18 protein-coding genes are annotated in these 20,042 nt (G+C 67.8%); 11 read left to right on the top strand and 7 right to left on the bottom strand.

The window, feature by feature from the left end; all coding sequences use genetic code 11:
- The first annotated feature begins 28 nt into the window (after positions 1 to 28).
- Complete coding sequence (locus DWG18_RS09270; RefSeq protein WP_115646927.1) at positions 29 to 478, top strand: CopD family protein; 450 nt, start codon at positions 29 to 31, stop codon at positions 476 to 478.
- Here DWG18_RS09270 and DWG18_RS09265 read toward each other — a convergent pair whose 3' ends face one another.
- Together DWG18_RS09265 and DWG18_RS09260 are read right to left on the bottom strand one after the other, a co-directional pair.
- Complete coding sequence (locus DWG18_RS09265; protein ID WP_115646926.1) at positions 479 to 1,174, bottom strand: hypothetical protein; 696 nt, start codon at positions 1,172 to 1,174, stop codon at positions 479 to 481.
- Positions 1,174 to 2,862 (bottom strand): alkaline phosphatase, encoded by a 1,689-nt coding sequence (locus DWG18_RS09260; RefSeq protein WP_115646925.1) that lies wholly within the window; start codon positions 2,860 to 2,862, stop codon positions 1,174 to 1,176. The genes DWG18_RS09265 and DWG18_RS09260 overlap by 1 nt, the downstream gene beginning before the upstream one ends.
- A gap of 176 nt (positions 2,863 to 3,038) precedes the next feature.
- Between DWG18_RS09260 and DWG18_RS09255 the strand changes: the two genes are divergently transcribed.
- Both DWG18_RS09255 and DWG18_RS09250 read left to right on the top strand, forming a co-directional pair.
- Complete coding sequence (locus DWG18_RS09255; protein WP_115646924.1) at positions 3,039 to 4,367, top strand: dicarboxylate/amino acid:cation symporter; 1,329 nt, start codon at positions 3,039 to 3,041, stop codon at positions 4,365 to 4,367.
- Positions 4,368 to 4,395: 28 nt separating this feature from the next.
- Positions 4,396 to 4,887, top strand: coding sequence for an acyl-CoA thioesterase (locus DWG18_RS09250; RefSeq protein ID WP_115646923.1), 492 nt, complete (start codon positions 4,396 to 4,398; stop codon positions 4,885 to 4,887).
- A gap of 54 nt (positions 4,888 to 4,941) precedes the next feature.
- On the opposite strand, the gene DWG18_RS09245 is transcribed toward DWG18_RS09250, so the two are convergent.
- Both DWG18_RS09245 and DWG18_RS09240 read right to left on the bottom strand, forming a co-directional pair.
- Positions 4,942 to 5,580 (bottom strand): C40 family peptidase, encoded by a 639-nt coding sequence (locus DWG18_RS09245; protein ID WP_115646922.1) that lies wholly within the window; start codon positions 5,578 to 5,580, stop codon positions 4,942 to 4,944.
- 168 nt (positions 5,581 to 5,748) lie between these two features.
- The gene (locus tag DWG18_RS09240) at positions 5,749 to 6,297 is read right to left on the bottom strand and encodes a C40 family peptidase (RefSeq protein ID WP_115646921.1); all 549 of its coding nucleotides are present in this window, start codon (positions 6,295 to 6,297) and stop codon (positions 5,749 to 5,751) included.
- Between the two features lie 114 nt (positions 6,298 to 6,411).
- Here DWG18_RS09240 and DWG18_RS09235 point away from each other — a divergent pair, with 114 nt between their 5' ends.
- The gene (locus tag DWG18_RS09235; protein ID WP_115646920.1) at positions 6,412 to 6,891 is read left to right on the top strand and encodes a peptidylprolyl isomerase; all 480 of its coding nucleotides are present in this window, start codon (positions 6,412 to 6,414) and stop codon (positions 6,889 to 6,891) included.
- Between the two features lie 87 nt (positions 6,892 to 6,978).
- Here the strand turns inward: DWG18_RS09235 and DWG18_RS09230 are convergent, their stop codons facing one another.
- Positions 6,979 to 8,586, bottom strand: a complete 1,608-nt coding sequence (locus DWG18_RS09230; RefSeq protein WP_115646919.1) for a M4 family metallopeptidase — start codon at positions 8,584 to 8,586, stop codon at positions 6,979 to 6,981.
- A gap of 437 nt (positions 8,587 to 9,023) precedes the next feature.
- On the opposite strand from DWG18_RS09230, the gene DWG18_RS09225 reads away from it, so the two are divergent.
- From DWG18_RS09225 to hutG, 3 genes are read left to right on the top strand one after another with little or no spacing between them, the layout of a single operon-like run.
- On the top strand, positions 9,024 to 10,298 hold the full coding sequence (locus DWG18_RS09225) for an FAD-dependent oxidoreductase (protein ID WP_240318501.1): 1,275 nt from the start codon (positions 9,024 to 9,026) through the stop codon (positions 10,296 to 10,298).
- Between the two features lie 59 nt (positions 10,299 to 10,357).
- The gene (gene gorA, locus DWG18_RS09220; RefSeq protein WP_115646917.1) at positions 10,358 to 11,716 is read left to right on the top strand and encodes a glutathione-disulfide reductase; all 1,359 of its coding nucleotides are present in this window, start codon (positions 10,358 to 10,360) and stop codon (positions 11,714 to 11,716) included.
- A 16-nt stretch (positions 11,717 to 11,732) separates the two neighbouring features.
- On the top strand, positions 11,733 to 12,548 hold the full coding sequence (gene hutG, locus DWG18_RS09215; RefSeq protein ID WP_115646916.1) for an N-formylglutamate deformylase: 816 nt from the start codon (positions 11,733 to 11,735) through the stop codon (positions 12,546 to 12,548).
- Between the two features lie 3 nt (positions 12,549 to 12,551).
- Here the strand turns inward: hutG and DWG18_RS09210 are convergent, their stop codons facing one another.
- Positions 12,552 to 12,956 carry an antitoxin Xre/MbcA/ParS toxin-binding domain-containing protein gene (locus DWG18_RS09210; protein ID WP_162823782.1) on the bottom strand — a complete coding sequence of 135 codons (405 nt, stop codon included), beginning with the start codon at positions 12,954 to 12,956 and terminating at the stop codon, positions 12,552 to 12,554.
- A 263-nt stretch (positions 12,957 to 13,219) separates the two neighbouring features.
- Positions 13,220 to 15,130 (bottom strand): DNA topoisomerase IV subunit B, encoded by a 1,911-nt coding sequence (gene parE, locus DWG18_RS09205; protein ID WP_115646914.1) that lies wholly within the window; start codon positions 15,128 to 15,130, stop codon positions 13,220 to 13,222.
- 171 nt (positions 15,131 to 15,301) lie between these two features.
- On the opposite strand from parE, the gene DWG18_RS09200 reads away from it, so the two are divergent.
- From DWG18_RS09200 to eno, 4 genes are all read left to right on the top strand, one after another.
- The gene (locus DWG18_RS09200; RefSeq protein WP_115646913.1) at positions 15,302 to 16,024 is read left to right on the top strand and encodes a hypothetical protein; all 723 of its coding nucleotides are present in this window, start codon (positions 15,302 to 15,304) and stop codon (positions 16,022 to 16,024) included.
- Between the two features lie 125 nt (positions 16,025 to 16,149).
- A complete protein-coding gene (locus DWG18_RS09195; protein WP_115646912.1) occupies positions 16,150 to 17,832 on the top strand; it encodes a CTP synthase in 1,683 nt (560 codons plus the stop codon).
- 70 nt (positions 17,833 to 17,902) lie between these two features.
- Positions 17,903 to 18,736, top strand: a complete 834-nt coding sequence (gene kdsA, locus DWG18_RS09190) for a 3-deoxy-8-phosphooctulonate synthase (protein ID WP_115646911.1) — start codon at positions 17,903 to 17,905, stop codon at positions 18,734 to 18,736.
- A gap of 16 nt (positions 18,737 to 18,752) precedes the next feature.
- Positions 18,753 to 20,039: a phosphopyruvate hydratase gene (eno, locus tag DWG18_RS09185; protein ID WP_115646910.1), complete on the top strand. Its 1,287-nt coding sequence runs from the start codon at positions 18,753 to 18,755 to the stop codon at positions 20,037 to 20,039.
- Positions 20,040 to 20,042 lie beyond the last annotated feature (3 nt).

Genomic DNA, 20,042 nt, shown 5'->3' with positions numbered 1-20,042 from the left:
CCGGCCTCTTCGCATCGCGCGCTCCGCCATGGCCTATTTCTGGATCAAGACCGCCCACGTCGTGTTCGTGATGGCGTGGATGGCATCGGTGTTCTACCTGCCGCGCATCCTCATCAATATCGCGGAAGCCGGCGACGTCCCGGCGGTACGCGAACGCCTCGTGCTGATGGGGCGTCGGCTCTACCGCTTCGGTCACATGATGTTCGGTTTCGCCTTCGTGCTCGGCCTGTTGCTCGCGCTCGGCGGCAAGGTGATCGCCGGCATGCCGGTGTGGTTCGCGCCGGGCAACGGCTGGCTGCACGCGAAGATCGGCCTGGTCGTGCTGATGCTCGTGTTCTTCATCATGAGCGGGCGCTGGCTCAAGCGCGCGGCGCGTGGGGAAGCGATTCCGACGTCGCGCACGCTGCGCATCGCCAACGAGTTGCCGGTGCTGCTGCTCGTCGTGATCGTCTATCTGGTGCTCGCGAAGCCGTTCTGATCAGGCGACGCCCAGTCCGAGTGCGATCAGGAGTGCGGCGCCCACCGCCGCATACAGCGCGGTGGGTGCGCCGCCTTCAAACGCATCGCGTCGCGCGGCGGACGACAACAGAAGGCCGACCGACGTGACGCTGCTTTCGAGCACTGCATCGCGTAGCGCTGCAGCATCGACACCCTGCAGCAGCGTGCTCGCCGCTACGGCGATGCCGGCGGTCGCCCACGCGAGCAAGCGCTCGCGACGCGCGGGCATCCACGGGGCGCTGACGCGCAGTGCCCACCGATACACCAGCGCACCTGCGATCACCTGCGCGCAGCGCACGACGATCTGCATCGACGGCGGCATCGCGTCGGCGACGAAGGCGAAGTCGTCGCGGTCGACCAGCGCGGAATAGATGAGCTGGCCCGCGAACCACAGCGCAGCGAACGCGAACACGAAAGGGATGAGCGGTGACGAGCGACCCCGCCGCAACATCGCGAGCGCGATCACCGCGCAGGCAAGGCTGCCGAGTGGACCGCCGAGATCGATCCACCACGCCGTGCGCGAGCACTGGAAAACAACGGCGCTGAGCCGTTCGATCGCGCCATCCGAGGCGAGGCACGCCAGCCCGTGTCCGATCGCTTCGTGCGAAACGCAGGCGATCGCGAACGCACAGAGCCCCACCGCCGACGCACGTGCGAGGCGGTCGGGAGCCAACATCAGAGTCGCGGGACGATCGTCGCCGGCATCGTCACCGGCACGCCGTGCGTGTCGCAGCCACCGGCCTTGCACACCGCGTTGCGAAGACGCGGCGTCGCCTGCAGCAGCACGTGGAAGATCGAATTCTCCTCGAGCGAACCGCGCACCGCTTCGCTGCCCGGACCGCGCGCCCAGATGCCGACGTCGTCACCGCCATGCGTTTCCGATGCCATCGGCACCAGCGCTTCCTGCATGTAGTCCTTGTCGGTGGTGTCGACGCGGGTCAGGTCGGGGCGACCCTTGCCGGCTTCGCGCGCGCCGCTGACGAGGTGCGGATAGTGCTTCGTGCCCTCGGGCTGCTGGTCGGTCGCGCCCGTGTATCCCGGGCCGTTCGAGTAGTTCAGCGTGGTGTACGGGCGACCGGTCGCGTCGAGCGCGTATTCGGTCTTGCCGTCGCCCTCGCCGCTGCTGCCCTTGACCTTGCCGAGGATGGGATTGCCGCGCTGCGGATAGCCGACGAAACTCAGCGTGTGCGAGTGATCGGCGGTGACGAGGATCAGCGTGTCGTCGGCCGACGTCGCCTGCATCGCCGCGCGCACGGCATCGCTGAAGGCGACGGTTTCGGTGAGCGCGCGATACGCATTGCCTTCGTGGTTCGCATGATCGATGCGGCCGCCTTCCACAAGCAGCACATAGCCGGTGCCGCTCCTGGACAGCCGCGAAATCGCTGCGCGCGTCATCGTCGCCAGATCGGGCTCGCCACCCTTGTCGGTGTCGCGGTCGGCGACGTAATGCATGTGGCTGGGATCGAACAGACCGAGCAGCGGCGCAGCGGCCGGTGCGTCCGCGAGCTGCTTCGCGTTCCACACGTATGCGCCACCCGGATGCTTCGCGCGCCATTCGCCGATGAGGTCGCGACCGTCGAGTCGCAGGCCGTGCTTGTCGCCGTATTCCGGGTCCTCGTCCGCGGCCGGCATGAAGTTCGAACGACCGCCGCCCATCAGCACTTTCACGCGGTCGGCGAGCGGCGATTCGACGAGCTGGCGCGCGATGTCGATGCAGCCCGCGGCGCGTGCCTCCTCCGGCATCTCCTCGTCGACTTCCCAGTTGCGGTCGGGCACGTGGGTGAACGTCGCGGCCGGTGTGGCGTGCGTGACGCGCGTCGACGTCACGATGCCGACGTCCATGCCCTGCGACGCCGCGAGTTCCCACAACGTCGTGGTCGGATGCAGCTTCGCCTGTTCGCAATTGCCGCGCGGCACTTCGGGGCCGACCGAAATGACGCCGATGCGCGTTTTCACGCCCGTCGCGATCGCACTCATCGTCCCCGCCGAATCCGGCGTCTGCGAATCGGTGTTGTACGTCTTGCTGAGCGCCGTGTACGGGAAGTCCTCCCAGCTCAGGCGGTTCTCCTCGCCCGGATGCCCGTTGCGCTGGCCTTCGAGGATGCGCGCGGCGGCGACGGTCGTCAGGCTCATGCCGTCGCCGAGGAAGACGATGACGTTCTTCGCGTGGCCGCCCATCGCACCGCGCGCGGCGGCCTGGGAGGCGCCGTTGCGGAACCACCAGGCGGTGGTCTCGCCGCTCGGATGGTCGATGGTGGGGATGTCGATGGCGTAGCGGGGCGAAGCGGTCGGAACGGACGTGGCGCATGCCGCGCAGAGCAGCGTGGTGGCGAGCGCGAGGCCCGCGGGAAGAAGGCGATGCATGGACGACACGGCAGGGGCGAAGGCGGCCGATTATGCCGATCCGATCTGACCGTTCGCGCCTGCCGTTCGGACCTGGGCAGTCGGTCACGCTGGCGGGACGCTGCGGCGTCACGCGGGGCATCGTTCCATGACGCGCGCTTCGCTATGGTGCGTGTCTGACCTTTCCGGCCCGTCCCATGTCCCTTGTCCACGCCTGGCTGAAGATCCGCTTCTGGAAGCGCGTGCTGCTCGGCTTCGCGCTCGGCGCACTGGCAGGCTGGCTGATGGGCCCCGCCGCGGCGACATGGTTCGGCCCGCTCGGCGATCTCTACGTTCGCCTGATCAAGATGATCGCGGTGCCGCTGGTGTTCTTTGCCGTGGTCAACGCGGTGAGCGCGCTGCACGGGCAGAAGTCGATGGCGGCGCTGGGCGGGCGAACCTTCCTCTGGTTCGCGGTGACGGCGGTGATCGCGGTCGGCATCGGGCTCGGCGTCGGCACGCTGCTGCAGCCGGGCGTGGGGGTCGCGCGGCTGGCGGTCGATCCGGACTACGTGCCGAAGTACGTACCGAGCGTGGCCAACGTGCTGCTCTCGGTGGTGCCGGACAACCCGTTCGCGGCGATGACCGGCATCGGTGAAAAGAAGAACGCCGCGGGCGAACTGGTGCTCGCTTTCGGCAAGGGCTCCATCCTGCCGGTGATCTTCTGGGCGGGCCTGCTCGGGTTCGCGATGGTGAAGCTCGGCGATCGCGTGCCGCGCATGCGTGAGCTGATGGGCGAGGGCCGCGATCTGATGGTGCAGGTCACGCGCTTCGTGCTGGAGATGACGCCGATCGGCACGTTCGGCCTGATCGCTGCACTCGTCGGCGAATTCGGTTTCGAGAAGCTGCTGCCGCTCGGCAAGTTCGTGATCGCGCTGTACCTCGCCTGCGGCCTGCATATCGTGCTGAGCTACGGCGGCCTGCTGCTGCTGCATCGCCTGAATCCGCTGCGCTTCTTCAAGGGCGCGTTCCCCGCGATGCAGGTGGCGTTCGTCAGTTCGTCGAGCTTCGCGGCGATGCCGGCGTCGCTCAATGCGGCGACGCGCAACCTCGGCGTCGACAAGGATTACGCGGCGTTCGCCGTACCGCTGGGCGCGTCGATCAAGATGGACGGCTGCGGTGCGATCTACCCGGCGCTGTGCGCGATCTTCATCTCGCAGTACACCGGCGTGCCGCTGACGCCCGACCAGTACTTCATCGTGCTGATCGCCTCGGTGCTCGGCAGCTTCGGCACCGCGGGCGTGCCGGGTACGGCGGTGGTGATGGCGACGGTGGTGCTGAGTGCGGCGGGCCTGCCGCTCGAGGTCATCGGCTATCTGTACGCGATCGACCGCGTGCTCGACATGATGCGCACGATGACGAACGTGACGGGGCAGGTGCTCGTGCCGGTGCTGGTCGCTCGCGAAACCGGTCTGCTCGATACCGCGGTCTACAACGCGGGCCGCACCGACGTCGGCGGTCTCGACGCGGAAACCGAGCCCGCCTGACGGTCTCGACTGTGGTACACCGTCGCGCATGAGCGACCGCGAACTCACCCTGCGCTTTCTCGCGCAACCCACCGACGTCAATTACGGCGGCAAGGTCCACGGCGGCGCCGTGATGAAGTGGATCGACCAGGCCGGCTATGCGGCGGCGGTCGCGTGGAGCGGGCATTACTCGGTGACGGTGGCAGTGGGCGGGATCCGCTTCCTCGCGCCGATCCGCATTTCCGACCTCGTCACCCTGACGGCGACGCTGGTGCACACGGGCACGACGAGCATGCATTTCGCTGTCGAGGTGCGCGCACGCGACCCGAAGGATCCCGAGTCCGGCGATCGCCTGTGCACGCACTGCGTGATCGTGTTCGTGGCCCTCGACCAGCCGGAAGGCAAGCCGGTGCCGGTGCCCCCGTGGACGCCGACCGACGAGGAAGACCGCCGCCTGGCCGAATACGCGCAACAGGTGATGGCATTGAGTCGCGGCATCGAGCCGTTGCTCGAGGACGTGGTCAAGGCCTCACGCGGCTGAAACGAAGAAGGCCGCCCGGAGGCGGCCTTCGAACACCGAAGCGAAGCGTCGAACTCAGATGCCGGCGACGCGGCGCGCCTGCACGAACTTGCCGTTCCAGTAGCCCGAGTCGAGCTGCGACACGGTGACGTCGCGGCCGGTGCGCGGCGCATGCAGGAACTTGCCGTCGCCGATGTAGATGCCGACGTGGTCGACGCCGCTGCTGTGGGTGCTGAAGAACACGAGGTCGCCCGCGGTCAGCTGGCTGCGCTCGACCTGCATGCCGGTCTGCGCCTGCTCGCGAGCGACGCGCGGCAGCTCGACGCCCAGGGCGTTGCGGAACACATAGCCGACCAGACCGCTGCAATCGAAGCCTTCGGTCGACGTGCCGCCCCAGCGGTACGGCGTGCCGAGCAGGGCGAAGGCGCGGGCCAGCACGCTCTGGGCGCGACCGGTGACCGGCGTCGCCGTGGCGTTGGCCGGGCGGCTGCCCGGCACGATCAGGCGGTTGATGTCCGACGCCAGCATCAGCGCGCGGTCGGACAGGCTCATGGATTCGGGAAGCGCGGCGCGCGAGTCGCTCGGCGCGTCGGCGCTGTCTGCTCCCATGCCCGCGGTGGTCGCCGGATCGGCGAACGCCGGGATGGCCGCCAGCGCCAGAACGGCGGCCAGAGCGGCGCGAATGAAGGAACGGTTGAAGTTCTTGCCGGTCATCACCGGGGCCTCACGATTTCGTCACGGGGGCATCATGCCCGCCGAACGGAGGCGTTTGGTTAGCAGAACGTTAGGTGACCGTTAATTCGCGGGGCCGGTGTCCCAGAAACGGACTTCAGCGTTGTGACGGCGGCTGTGTCGGGAAATCGGTGTCCAGCCGCTGGGTCGTCACATCAGGACGCGCCGGGCGCCACGGAAGTGATCGCGCCAATACGGGCCGTCGAGGCGGTCCAGACGCACGGTTCCGCCGGTGCTGGGCGCATGAACGAAGCGCCCTTCGCCCACGTAGATGCCGACGTGGCTGACGGCGGCGGCGTCGCCGAAGACCACCAAATCGCCCGTCGCCATGCGTTCGAAGCCCACGCCCTGGCCCAGGCGCGCGAGCTCGCCGGAGTTGCGCGGCAGCTGGCGAGCGAGCACGTCGTGGAAGACGTAGCCGACCAGACCGCTGCAGTCGAAACCCGATTCGGGCGTGTTGCCGCCGTAACGGTAGGGGGTGCCCACCAGCGAGAGGGCACGCATCAGCACGGCGTTCGCGGCGTCAGGGTTCTCCGGGGTGACCGCCGGCCACACCGCAGGAAAGACGGTGTGCGTGACCGACGGCGCATGCCGCACCACGGGCGCATTGCCGCCGCAGGCGGTGAGGAGAAGCGAAAGCGCGAGCGCCGCGCTCGCTGGCGCGGGGAAACGCTTGTCGGGATAATGCCGCGGTTCCATGTCGGCAAAGCTTGACGGCTCGATCACGCCGCTTCAATGCCGCTCGTCCCGCCAGCTACTGCGTCCGCGCGTCGCCGGCATCGCTCATCCGCCGCCGGCGGCATCAGGATTCCCATGAAGATCGAAAAGAACAGCGTCGTCCGCTTCCATTACACGGTGTCCGAGCAGGGCCAGGAGCCGATCGAGTCGTCCGAGGGCCGCGAGCCGCTGGCCATCCTCATCGGCCACGGCAACATCATCCCGGGCCTCGAAGAGGCGATGATGGGTCACGAAGCAGGCGACAAGTTCGACGTCGACGTCCCGGCCGCGCAGGCCTACGGTGAGCGCCGCGACGGCCTGAGCCAGCGCATTCCGAAGAAGCACTTCGAAGGCCAGCCGCTGCAGCCGGGCATGCAGGTCGTGCTCAACACGAACTTCGGCCCGCGCGCCGTGACGATCGAGAAGGTCGGCATGACGGTGGTCGACGTCGACCTGAACCACCCGATGGCGGGCAAGGACCTGCACTTCGCGATCGAGATCGACGACGTGCGCGAAGCCAGCGCCGAAGAGCTCGAGCACGGCCACGTGCACGGCGAGGGCGGCCACCAGCACTGATCCGCCGCGCATACATATATATGTGCAAACGAAAGGCCCGCCGAAGCGGGCCTTTCGCGTTTCGGGTGTTCAGATCCGCTCAGGAAGTCAGCGGGTCGACGAGGTGACGTTCGCGCCGGCCCAGGCGCGATTGACCGCGTTGTACTCCGGCGAGTTCAGGCCGTAGAGATCCTTGGCCGCATTCAGTGTGCTGGTGCGGGCCTGCGCGTAGGTCGAGCTGGACGTGAAGTAGATGTCCATCGCCCGGTACCAGATCGCCGCGGCCTTGGTCCGGCCGATGCCGACGATGCCGGTATCGCCGTTGCAGACCAGGTTCGCCGGGGTGAGGTTGTAGCTGGTGCCCGCGCCGAACCCGGCGGGCACCACCGCGCCCTCGGCCAACAGATAGAAGAAGCGGTTGGCGACGCCCGAGGTGTAGTGCGGATCGTCGAAGAAGTTGAAGCGGCGGTTGCGCGGATAGCAGACGTAGGAGGCGCCATCCATGTCCTGCTTGAACATGCGACGCAGCGCCTTGGTGTTGTCCGGATTCGAGTTGTAGATCTCCTCGCCGATCAGGTAGTCGCCCGGATCGTTCGGATTGGCGACGGAGAACTCGACCATCGTGCCCATGATGTCGGACGAGGCTTCGTTGAGGCCGCCGGCGTCGCGCGAATACGCAAGCCCATTCACCGCGCTGGTCACGCCGTGCGTCATTTCATGGCCCGCGACATCGAGCGCGACCAGCGGGCGATAGGTCGAACCATCGCCATCGCCGTAGCGCATGCAGAAGCAGGAGTCGTCCCACGATGCATTCACCCAGTTCGTGCCGACGTGCACGAGGCTCTTCGCGCCCTTGCCGTCGTTCTTGATGCCGTTCCGGCCGAACGTGGTCTTGTAGTAATCCCACGTCGCCGCGACGCCGTAGTGCGCGTCGACCGCGGCGGTCGCGCGGTCGCTGGTCGCGCCGTTGCCCCACAGGTTGTCGGCGTCGCTGAAGATCGTGCCGGTGGTCGAGCTGGTCGAGCCGTTGTGGTTGTCGAGCGTGGTGCCGTTGCCGCGCGTGGTGTCGCGCATCTCGAAGCCGCCGGTGACCGAATCGGTGGCGATGGAGACGCTGCCCAGCGTCAGTGAGTTTCCGGTACCGGTCGCAGCCGCGGTCTGGATCGCGTCCCAGCGATCGAGCAGCCGACCGGTGCGCGCGTCGACGAAGTAGTGCATTTCGGTCGGCGTGCGGTCGGCCTTGAAGCCGCGCATCGTCACCTCCCAGGCGAGTGCCGGCACGGCGTCGCGTGCGAACACCACCTTGCGCGTCATCGGCATGCCCTGGAAGCCCGGCCCGAAGTCCGCACCGGCGGCGACGATCGCGTCGTTCGGACCGATGCGTGCGGCGATGTCGGGGCGCAGCGTCGTGGCCAGGCTCAACGTCGCGCCGCGCAGCAGGCCGTTGCGCGAGTGGGTGACGAAGTCACCGCCGACGACGGGCAGGCCGAGGTAGCTGCGGGTGAAACGCACGTGCTCGGTGCCGTCGCGGTCGACCACGACGTTGCGCACGGTGAACGTGTCGCCGTCGTTCGCGGCGAGTTCGGCGTGGTGCGCATCCAGCAGCGCGCGGGCGCGACTGGCGGCCGGCGAGGCATCGGCCGCGATCACGGCCCAGGCCGATGCGCCCAGCGCCGCGACGACGGCGAGGCTGAGGAAGGTTCGGGTGTTCGACATGACGGTCACCTGTGGGTTCGGGGGAGGGCGGACGCGATGTGGGACGCGCCGGCTTCATGCCGGCACGGCGACCCAGTCCCGAGGGCATCCTGCGAGCGACCTGCCGGGAACGTCCGTGTGCTTCCAGTCCGGGCAGGCCCGGACGCCAGACGATCCGGGAGTGTGACGCGCGTCAAAAAATAAACCCTTCTGCAACGGCGCGAACCGGGCGCAAGCGCATTTCCGCGTCCGTCCGTCGGAAGTAGTGGCCGGCGGGCATCGAGCATCGATCGGACGTCTGCGTTGGGGAGTCACGACCGGACGGAACGCGTCGATGCGCGGCCCGAAACAAGTCGGTCGTCGTCCGCATGCGAGACTTGTCGTCGTGGACGACAGCCCGCGGCTGTCCACGCCGCCGCGCATTGACGCGCGGCCCGACCCCGAAGGACGTTCGACCCGTGACCCCGACGACGCAGGACCCGACGACGGACGTGCTCATCATCGGAGGCGGCGTCATCGGGCTCGCCTCCGCGCTGGCGCTGACCGAAGCGGGCCGCGCGGTGCAGGTGATCGAGGCCGGCCGCATCGGCAGCGGCAGCTCGCACGGCAACTGCGGGACCATCACCCCGAGCCATGCGCCGCCGCTGGCCGCGCCCGGCATGGTGACGCGCGCGCTGTCGATGATGCTCACGCCCGACGCGCCGCTGTACATCCGTCCGCGCTTCGATCCCGCGCTGTGGCGCTGGCTGTGGACGTTGCGCGGCCGCTGCAATGCACGCGACTGGCGCGAAAGCGCGATCGCCAAGGCCGCGCTGCTCAACGATTCGCGCGCGCGTCTCGAAGCGTGGATTGCGCAGTACGACTTGGCCTGCGAATTCCAGCCGGTCGGCGAGGACTACGTCTTCCGCGACGCGCGCCGCTTCGACCACGGCCAGCACGAGATCCCGTTCCTGCGCGAATTCGGCGTCGATGTGCAGGTGCTCGACGGCGCCGAATACGAGCGCGACGAGCCGGCGATGCAATCCGGCGTCGCCGGTGCGATCCGCTTCCAGGGTGATGCGGCGCTGCGTCCGGATGTCTATGTCGACGAACTCGCGCGCGTGGCACGCGAACGTGGCGCTGTCATCGACGAGGAACGTCCGTTCACGGGTCTGACGACCGCGCGCGACGGCTACGTCGTCCACACGCCGCGTGGTGCGATTGCCGCGCGCGAAGTCATCGTTGCGGCAGGCGCGTGGTCGCCACGACTCGCCGATGCGCTCGGCCTCTCGTGGCTCGCGAAAACCATCCAGCCTGGCAAGGGTTACTCGATCACCTACGACCCGCCGGCCCTCGCGCCGCGACGCCCGCTCGTACTTCGCGAACGCGCGGTCTGCGTGACGGCGTGGGCGAGCGGGTATCGACTCGGCAGCACGATGGAATTCTCCGGCTACGACGAAACCCTCGACGAACGCCGCCTCGGCGCGCTCGAACGCGGCGCGCGTGAATACCTGCGTGATCCCGTCGGCCCGCGCGTGCGCGAACGCTGGTTCGGCTGGCGCCCCATGTCGCTGGACGACGTGCCCCTGATCGGCGCAGTGCCGGGTCGACGTGGCCTCTGGCTCGCGACGGGCCACGGCATGATGGGGGTCGGCATGAGCGCGGGCACCGGCCAGCTGCTCGCCGATCTCGTCAGCGGTCGCACCACCGCGATCGATCCATCGCCCTACCGTCCGGACCGGTTCGTCCGTTGAGCGCAGCCGCATAACGCACGCGACGGCGTAATGCACCGTCCCCCTGGAGCGAGCCCGTCATGTCCGACACACGCACCGACTTCGACCTGATCGTCATCGGCGGAGGGTCCGGCGGGCTGGCCGGTGCGTTCCGCGCGGCGAGTCACGGCGCGCGTGTCGCATTGCTCGAGCCATCCGCGCTCGGCGGCACCTGCGTCAACGTCGGTTGCGTGCCGAAGAAGGCGATGTGGCTCGCGGCGGAAGTCGCGGGAAAGCTGCGTCAGGCCGGCACGCTCGGCTTTCCCGCCGCGAACTGCACGCTCGACTGGCCGACGTTCATCGCGCATCGCGAGCGTTACATCGAGGGCATCCATGCGAGCTACCGGCGGCGCCTGGACGAGGCCGGCATCGCATTGATGCCCACGCGCGGCGCCTTCGTCGATGCGCGCCGCGTCCGCACCAGCGAAGGCGTCACGCTCAGTGCATCGCACGTGCTGATTGCGACCGGTGGCCATCCGATCAAACCCGAGATACCCGGCGCGGAACTCGGCAGCGTCTCCGACGACTTCTTCGCGTGGCGCGCACCGCCCGCGAGCGTCGCGGTGGTGGGCGGCGGCTACATCGCGGTCGAACTCGCCGGCGTGCTGCAGGCGCTGGGCAGCCGCGTCAGCCTGCGCGTGCGCGGCGAGCAACCGCTGACGGGTTTCGATGACGACATCACGGCGCAACTCGTCGCCGACTACCGGCAGTCGGGCGTCGACGTGCGCCTGTCGACGCCGACCCTCGCGCTCGAACGCACCGAGGGTGGCATCCGCTTGCGCGGTGCCGATGGTGCATGGAGCGAGCCGGTCGAGCAGGTGCTGTTTGCGACGGGACGGCAGCCCAACACGACCGGGCTGGGGCTCGACGCCGCCGGCATCGCGGTCGATCTACAGGGCTTCGTTCCCGTGGATCCGTTCAACCGCACGTCGGTGGAGGGCGTGTACGCCGTCGGCGATGTCACGCCGTCGCCCGCGCTCACGCCCGTCGCGATCGCCGCTGCGCGCCGTCTGATGGATCGCGTCTTCGGCCGTCGCGAACGCGCGGCGCTCGCGCTCGATGACGTTCCGACGGTGGTGTTCTCGCATCCACCGATCGGCCGCGTCGGTCTCTCCGAGCGTGCGGCCCGTGCGATGTACGGCGACGACGTGCAGGTGCTGCGGTCGGGCTTCCGGCCGATGCTGAATGCGTTGTCTGAATCGCCGCAGCGCAGCTTGTTCAAGATCGTCTGCACTGGGGAGGAGCGTCGTGTCGTCGGCCTGCATCTGCTGGGCGACGCCGCCGACGAAATGCTGCAGGGCTTCGCCGTCGCGATGCGTCGCGGTCTCACGCTCGACGACCTGCACGATACGATCGCCATCCATCCGACCAGCGCCGAAGAGGTCGTGCTGATGCGTTGAGCATCGCGCGAACGCCATGACCGACGACGTCCTCACCACCGACACGTTCACGCTGCATCGCGGTCGCGCGCCGCTGCTGGTCAGCCTGCCGCACGACGGCAGCGCGATTCCCGATGGGCTCGCCGCGCGCATGACCAACGAGGCGCGCCGCACGCCCGATACCGACTGGCACGTCTCGCGCCTTTACGCGTTCGCGCGCGACGTGCTCGGCGCGTCACTGCTGGTGCCACGCTACTCGCGCTACGTCGTCGACCTCAATCGTCCGCCGGACGATACCTCGCTGTATCCGGGCCAGAACACCACCGGCCTGTGCCCGACACGCCGCTTCACCGGCGACGACGTCTATCTCGAAGGCGCGCAGCCGGACGAAGACGAAGTGCGTGCGCGCGTCGAAACGTACTGGCGCCCGTATCACGAGGCGCTGCAGGCCGAACTCGTGCGCCTGCGCGACACGCACGGTCGTGTCGTGCTGTGGGAAGGGCATTCGATTCGTGGCAGCGACCTTGCGTTCCTCTTCGAAGGGCGACTGCCGGACCTCAACGTCGGTACTTCCGGTGGCGCGAGCTGCGCGCCCGCGTTGCAGCGGTCGCTGGAACAGGTGCTGGGTGATCAAGCCGCGTTCGACTGGGTCGCGAACGGACGCTTCAAGGGCGGCTACATCACCCGCCACTACGGCCGACCCGACGACGGCATCCACGCCGTGCAGCTCGAAACCAGCCAGCGCACCTACATGGATGAAGCGAGCTTCGTGTACGACCACGCGCGTGCCACCGGTCTGCAATCAGTCCTGGAACGCCTGCTTCGCGCGTCGATCGAATTCGCGCGCGGCTGATCGCTACCAGAGGCAGTCCTTGCACCGCCCTTCGACGTTCGCCACCACACGTGCGAGGCCGTTGGATGTACGCATGAGATCGCGCGGCCGCGCGCGCAGCGCCGGTTCCTCGGCGTCGAGCCAGCGATCCATCCGGTCGGTCGACCCGTAGACATCACCGAGGGCGCGATGCAGGCGCACGAGGAGCAGCAAGCGTTGGGCGACCTCGCTGGTCGGTGCGATGCGCGCGGTGCCGGCGAGAATTCCCGACGCCATGACATCGTCGGTGCCGGCGAGCGCCCGCACTTCGCCGCTGCGCAGTCCTAATGCGGCGATCGCCCGCCGCGCGTCAAGCGCCAGCGCTTCGGCCGACACGCGCGCATCACCGCGGTGAACATGCACAGCATCGAGATCCGGGTTCGCGTTCATGCCGCTACCGTCCACGACCGCGCATGACGATGGAGTACACGGCGGGCTCATCCGCGACGGGATGTTGATGGTCCGGCGCACGGACCATGGACCGTTCACGTCGATCTACGAAGCAAAGAACTACCGGCTGCGCGACTGCCGCGGAGGTGTCCATCCAACGAAACGCAGACGGAAGGCACGATCGCAAAACGTTCCGCGCGATGGGTCACCTCAAGACAAGGGCCGCGCGACTCGGGCCGGTTCGAGATCGTGATGGCTTCGCCTCAAACCTCCAGCGTCGCCAGATCGCCCTTGCTCTCCAGCCATGCCTTGCGGTCGGACGCACGCTTCTTGGCCAGCAGCATGTCCATCAGCGCGAGCGTCGCGTCATTGTCGTCGACGGTGAGCTGCACGAGGCGGCGCGTGTCGGGATGCATCGTCGACTCGCGAAGCTGGTCGGGATTCATCTCGCCGAGGCCCTTGAAGCGGGTCACCGAGATGGCCCCGGTCGGCGTGCCCTTCTTCTTCGCTGCGCGGTCGCGCTCGATGCGGTCGATGAGGATCCGCTTTTCCTCTTCGTCCAGCGCGTAGAAGACCTGCTTGCCGATGTCGACGCGGAACAGTGGCGGCATCGCCACGAACACGTGGCCCTCGCGCACCAGCGCCGGGAAGTGGCGCAGGAACAGCGCGGACAGCAGCGTCGCGATGTGCAGGCCGTCGGAGTCGGCGTCGGCGAGGATCACCACCTTGCCGTAGCGCAGGCCGGAGAGATCGTCCTTGCCCGGGTCGCACCCGATCGCGACGGCGAGGTCGTGCACTTCCTGCGAGGCGAGCACGCCACCGGACGCGACTTCCCACGTGTTGAGGATCTTGCCGCGCAGCGGAAGGATCGCCTGGAAATCCTTCTCGCGCGCCTGGCGCGCGCTGCCACCGGCCGAATCACCTTCCACGAGGAACAGCTCCGTACGCGAAAGATCCTGCGATGCGCAGTCAGCGAGCTTGCCCGGCAGCGCCGGCCCCTGCGTCACCTTCTTGCGCAGCACCACCTTCTCGCTCTTCAGGCGCGCCGCTGCGCGTTCGATCGCGAGCTGCGCGATGCGCATACCGAGATCGACGTGCTGGTTGAGCCACAGCGAGAACGCGTCGTGTGCGGCGGATTCGACGAAGCCCGCGGCCTGGCGCGATGACAGGCGTTCCTTCGTCTGGCCGGAGAACTGCGGGTCGGTCATCTTGATCGACAGCACGAACGCGACGCGATCCCACACGTCTTCCGGCGCGAGCTTTACGCCACGCGGAAGCAGGTTGCGGAAGTCGCAGAACTCGCGCAGCGCGTCGGTAAACCCGGTGCGCAAGCCGTTGACGTGCGTGCCGTGCTGCGCCGTCGGAATCAGGTTGACGTAGCTTTCCTGCACGAGCTCGCCTTCCGGCACCCATGCAGCGGCCCAGTCCACGACTTCGGTTTCTTTCGCCAGCGAACCGACGAACAGCTGCGGCGGCAGAACTTCGCGCTCACCGAGTTCGCCGCGCAGGTAATCGCGCAGGCCATCCTCGAAATACCACTCGTCGCGCTCGCCGGTGGTTTCGTCGAGGAGACGCACGGTGAGGCCGGGACACAGTACGGCTTTGGCGCGCAGCAGATGGCGCAGGGCCCGTGCGTTGATTTTCGGCGTGTCGAAATACTTCGGGTCCGGCCAGAAGTGCACGCGGGTGCCGGTGTTCTTCTTGCCGACGGTGCCGATGACTTCCAGGGCGGAGTCGCGGAAGCCGTCCTTGAACGTCATCCGGTATTCGTTGCCGTCGCGCTTGATGCGTACGTCGACCAGCTTCGATAGCGCGTTGACCACACTGACGCCGACGCCGTGCAGGCCGCCGGAGAACGTGTAGTTGTTGCCGCTGAATTTGCCGCCCGCGTGCAGGCGCGTAAGGATCAGCTCGACGCCGGGAATCTGTTCGTCCGGATGGATGTCGACCGGCATGCCGCGGCCATCGTCCGACACCGAGCACGAGCCGTCGCTGTGCAGCGTGACCTCGATCGTCTTCGCGTGGCCGCCCAGGGCCTCGTCGACCGAGTTGTCGATGACCTCCTGCGCCAGATGGTTGGGGCGGGCGGTATCCGTGTACATGCCCGGGCGGCGCTTGACCGGGTCCAGCCCGGAGAGCACCTCGATGTCGGCGGCGTTATATCGCTTGTTCATTAGTCGAAATGCTAACAGAGCGCGTCGCATGGACTGAGGCGATGCGCCTGAATCGGCCCACTCGGCCCTTCCAAACTCTTCACGGATCGGGAACGGGCCCGGCACGTACGGTCCACGGCCGACGATCGGTGCACAGCCGCTCGTTCGATATCCCCCATGTAAGGAGGCTCCATGACCTATCGAATTCTCACCTTCTCGCTGCTCACCGCGCTGGCCGTTCCGGCGTTCGCCCAGGTCGGCCTGCCGCCCGTGGCGGTCCCGCAGGTGCCGGTCAGCACCCCGGCATTGCCGCAGGTGGGCGCAACGGCCAACGGCGGCGCCAGCGTGAGCGGCGCGGTGGGCGTCGACACGGGTGCGATCGACAAGACCACGTCCAAGGCGCGGTCGACCGCCGTGAAGACGGCGCGTGACACCGCGCAGGCCACCGGCTCGAAGGTCGGCCCGGCCGTCCGTGAGGCCGCCCGCGGCACGTCGCAGGGCGCGAAGGCGCCGCTGCCGGTTGCGCTGCCGACGACGCCAACGGCCGCCGGCTCGGTCGATGCGAATGGCAGCGTCGCGGGTTCGGCCGCGGTCGGCGGTGCGAACGTCGCGGCGGGCGCGAACGCGAATGGCGCGGTCAATGCCGCCACGCCGGCGCGTGCGAATGCTCAGGGCGCAGTGAATGCGGCCGGGCAGGCGGTTGAATCGGTCGCCGGCAACGCGACGGCCGCCACCCGTTCGGTGGTCACGGCCGGCACGACCGCGGCCGACGACGCGCTGGCGGGCACCGGGCAGCTGACCGGCGATGTCGACGCCAGCGTCGATGCCGATGCCAAGATCGCTGCGGACAAGGAAGACAAGAAGGCGGCCGCCGAAGAGCGCAAGGCCAAGCGCGACGCGCACAAGCGCAAGTAACCGAAGTCACCGCGACACCCTGCGCCCCGGCTCGTCCGGGGCGCTTTTCGTTGCGCGCAACGCCGGGCGGTTCGCGCCCCGCGCGCGACGTCTGTAAACTACGGCTTTCCAGCGCACCTCTGCCCATGACTTCCGCAAGCCATGTAACGCCGCTCGTGTTCGTCACTGGCGGCGTGGTGTCCTCGCTCGGCAAGGGCATCGCGGCGGCCTCGCTCGCAGCCGTCCTCGAAGCGCGCGGCCTGCGCGTGACGATGATGAAGCTCGACCCGTACATCAACGTCGATCCGGGCACCATGAGCCCGTTCCAGCACGGCGAGGTGTACGTCACCGACGACGGCGCCGAAACCGACCTCGACCTCGGGCATTACGAGCGCTACGTCCGCACCCGCCTGTCGCGCAAGAACTCGATCACGACCGGCCGCATCTACGAATCCGTGATCCGCAAGGAGCGCCGCGGCGACTACCTCGGCGGCACCGTGCAGGTGATCCCGCACATCACCGACGAGATCAAGCGCTGCATCGTTGACGCCACCGACGGCTACGACATCGGCCTGGTCGAGATCGGCGGCACGGTCGGCGACATCGAATCGCTGCCGTTCCTCGAGGCGATCCGCCAGCTGCGCAGCGAGCGCGGCCCCGAGTCGACGCTGTTCATGCACCTCACGCTGGTGCCGTGGATCGCCGCCGCCGGCGAGCTCAAGACCAAGCCGACGCAGCACTCCGTCAAGGAACTGCGCTCTATCGGTATCCAGCCGGACGTGCTGCTCTGCCGTAGCGAACAACCGCTGCCGGATTCCGAGCGTCGGAAGATCGCGCTGTTCACCAACGTGCCCGAGCGCGCGGTGATCTCGGCCGTCGACCTCGACAACATCTACAAGATGCCGCGCTTCTTCCACGAGCAGGGGCTGGACGACATCGTCATCCGGCGCCTCGGCCTGCAGGCGGGCGCGGCGAATCTCGCCGAATGGGATGCGGTGCTGGATGCCAGCGAGCATCCGGTCGACGAAGTCACGATCGGCGTGGTCGGCAAGTACGTCGACCATCAGGACGCGTACAAGTCTGTTGCCGAGGCGCTCAAGCACGGCGGCATTCGCCAGCGCACGCGCGTCAAGCTGAAGTGGCTGGAGTCGAGCGACATCGAGAAGGAGGGCGTGTCGCTGCTCGATGGCGTCGACGGCATCCTCGTGCCCGGCGGCTTCGGTGATCGCGGCTTCGAGGGCAAGGTGATCACCTCGAAGTTCGCGCGCGAGCACGGCATCCCGTACTTCGGCATCTGCTACGGCATGCAGGCCGCGGTGGTCGACTACGCACGCAACGTCTGTGGCCTCGCCGGCGCGAACAGCACGGAGAACGACAAGGCGTCGCCGCATCCGGTGATCGGCCTGATCACCGAGTGGCGCACGCAGGCGGGTGATATCGAGCGTCGCAACGAGGGCAGTGACCTCGGCGGCACCATGCGCCTGGGCCTGCAGGACCAGCGCCTCAAGCCCGGCACGCTGGCGCGCGAGACGTATGGCCGCGACGTGGTCGGCGAACGCCACCGCCATCGTTACGAGTTCAACAACCGCTACCGCACGCAGCTCGAGGACGCGGGTCTGGTCATCTCCGGCAAGTCGATGGATGACCTGCTCGTCGAGATGGTCGAACTGCCGCGGGATCGTCATCCGTGGTTCCTGGCCTGCCAGGCGCACCCGGAATTCCTGTCCACCCCGCGCGACGGCCATCCGCTCTTCATCGGCTTCATCCGCGCCGCGCGCGAGCACAAGGCGCAGGCCGGCGGCCGGCTGCTGAAGGAAGTGCGCAACTGATGCGCATCGCCTGCGTTCCGTCTTTCCGTGCGATGCGCGATGCGCGCGTCGCCACGTTCCGGAGTTATCCATGAACCTCTGCGGATTCGAGGTCGGCCTCGACAAGCCGTTCTTCCTGATCGCCGGTCCCTGCGTCATCGAATCGATGGAGCTGCAGATGGAGACGGCAGGCCGGCTCAAGGAGATCACCTCCGAGCTCGGCATTCCCTTCATCTTCAAGTCGAGTTTCGACAAGGCGAACCGCACCTCTATCTCCGGCTTTCGCGGCCCTGGGATGGAAGAGGGCCTGAAGGTGCTCGCGGAAGTGAAGCGCCAGCTCGACCTGCCGGTACTCACGGATGTGCACGAGTACACGCCGCTCGACGAGGTCACGAGTGTCGTCGACGTGCTGCAGACGCCGGCGTTCCTGTGCCGTCAGACCGACTTCATCCAGAACGTCGCGCGCGCCGGCAAGCCGGTGAACATCAAGAAGGGCCAGTTCCTGTCGCCCTGGGAGATGAAGCACGTCGCCGAGAAGGCGCTGGCCACCGGTAATCGCGACATCATGGTGTGCGAGCGCGGCGCGAGCTTCGGCTACAACAATCTGGTCAGCGACATGCGCAGCCTCAGCGTGATGCGCGACACCGGGTGCCCGGTCGTGTTCGATGCCACCCACAGCGTGCAGTTGCCGGGCGGCGCGGGCGGAAAGTCCGGTGGTCAACGCGAATTCGTGCCCGTGCTGTCGCGCGCGGCGATGGCGGTGGGCATCGCCGGCATCTTCATGGAGACGCATCCCGATCCGTCGAAGGCGCTGTCCGACGGCCCGAACGCCTGGCCGCTGCCGAAGATGCGCGCGTTGCTCGAGACGCTGAAGACGCTCGACGAAGTGACGAAGCGCAACGGTTTCCTCGAATCCACTGTCTAAGGACGATGTTCCAACGATGACCACGATCGCCAAGATCCACGCCCGCGAAATCCTCGACAGCCGCGGCAACCCCACGCTCGAAGCGGAAGTCACGCTCGCCGACGGCAGCTTCGGCCGCGCGATGGTGCCGTCGGGCGCGTCGACCGGCACGAAGGAAGCCGTGGAGCTGCGCGATGGCGACAAGACGCGTTACCTCGGCAAGGGCGTGACGCACGCGGTCAACAACGTCAACACGACGATCGCGCAGGCGCTCGTGGGCTTCGACGCGAATGACCAGACCGGCCTCGACCGTCGACTGATCGATCTCGACGGCACCGACAACAAGGGTCGTCTCGGCGCGAACGCGCTGCTCGGCGTGTCGATGGCGAACGCGCATGCGGTGGCGGCGTCGAAGAAGATGCCGCTGTGGCAGCACCTTGCAACCGGTCGCGAAGCGGTGTTGCCGGTGCCGATGATGAACATCATCAACGGCGGTGCGCATGCCGACAACAACGTCGACCTGCAGGAATTCATGGTGCTTCCGGTCGGCTTCGACAGCTTCCGCGAGGCGCTGCGCGCCGGCACGGAGATCTTCCACGCGCTCAAGAGCGTGCTGAAGGGCCGCGGCCTGTCGACGGCGGTCGGTGACGAAGGCGGTTTCGCGCCAGACCTGCGCAGCAATGAAGAGGCGCTGGAAACCATCCTCGAAGCGATCGGCAAGGCCGGCTATCGCGCGGGCGAGGACGTGCTGCTCGGTCTCGACGTCGCGTCCAGCGAGTTCTTCGAGAACGGCAAGTACAACCTCACCGGCGAAGGCAAGCGCCTGACCAGCGAGCAGTTCGTCGACTTCCTCGCCGACTGGACGCAGCGCTACCCGATCATCACGATCGAGGACGGCATGGCCGAGCACGACTGGGCCGGCTGGAAGCTGCTCACCGAGAAGATCGGCAGCAAGGTGCAGCTGGTCGGCGACGACCTGTTCGTTACCAATCCGAAGATCTTCAAGGAAGGCATCGACCAGCACGTCGCCAACGCCATCCTGATCAAGGTCAACCAGATCGGCACGCTGACCGAAACGCTCGAAGCCATCGCGATGGCCGATGCGAACCGCTACGCGGCGATCGTCTCGCACCGCTCGGGCGAGACCGAGGACACCACGATCGCCGACATCGCCGTCGCGACGACCGCGACGCAGATCAAGACCGGTTCGCTCTGCCGCAGCGACCGCGTCGCCAAGTACAACCAGCTGCTGCGCATCGAAGAGCAGCTCGGTTCGGCCGCGCGTTACGCCGGTCGCAACGCGTTCGTCTCGCTGGCGCGCTGACGG

The organism is Lysobacter sp. TY2-98, from assembly GCF_003367355.1.
Classification (GTDB): Bacteria; Pseudomonadota; Gammaproteobacteria; order Xanthomonadales; family Xanthomonadaceae; genus Cognatilysobacter.
The sequence above is the reverse complement of the archived record's forward strand: the minus strand, read 5'-3'. Positions and strand labels throughout refer to the sequence as shown.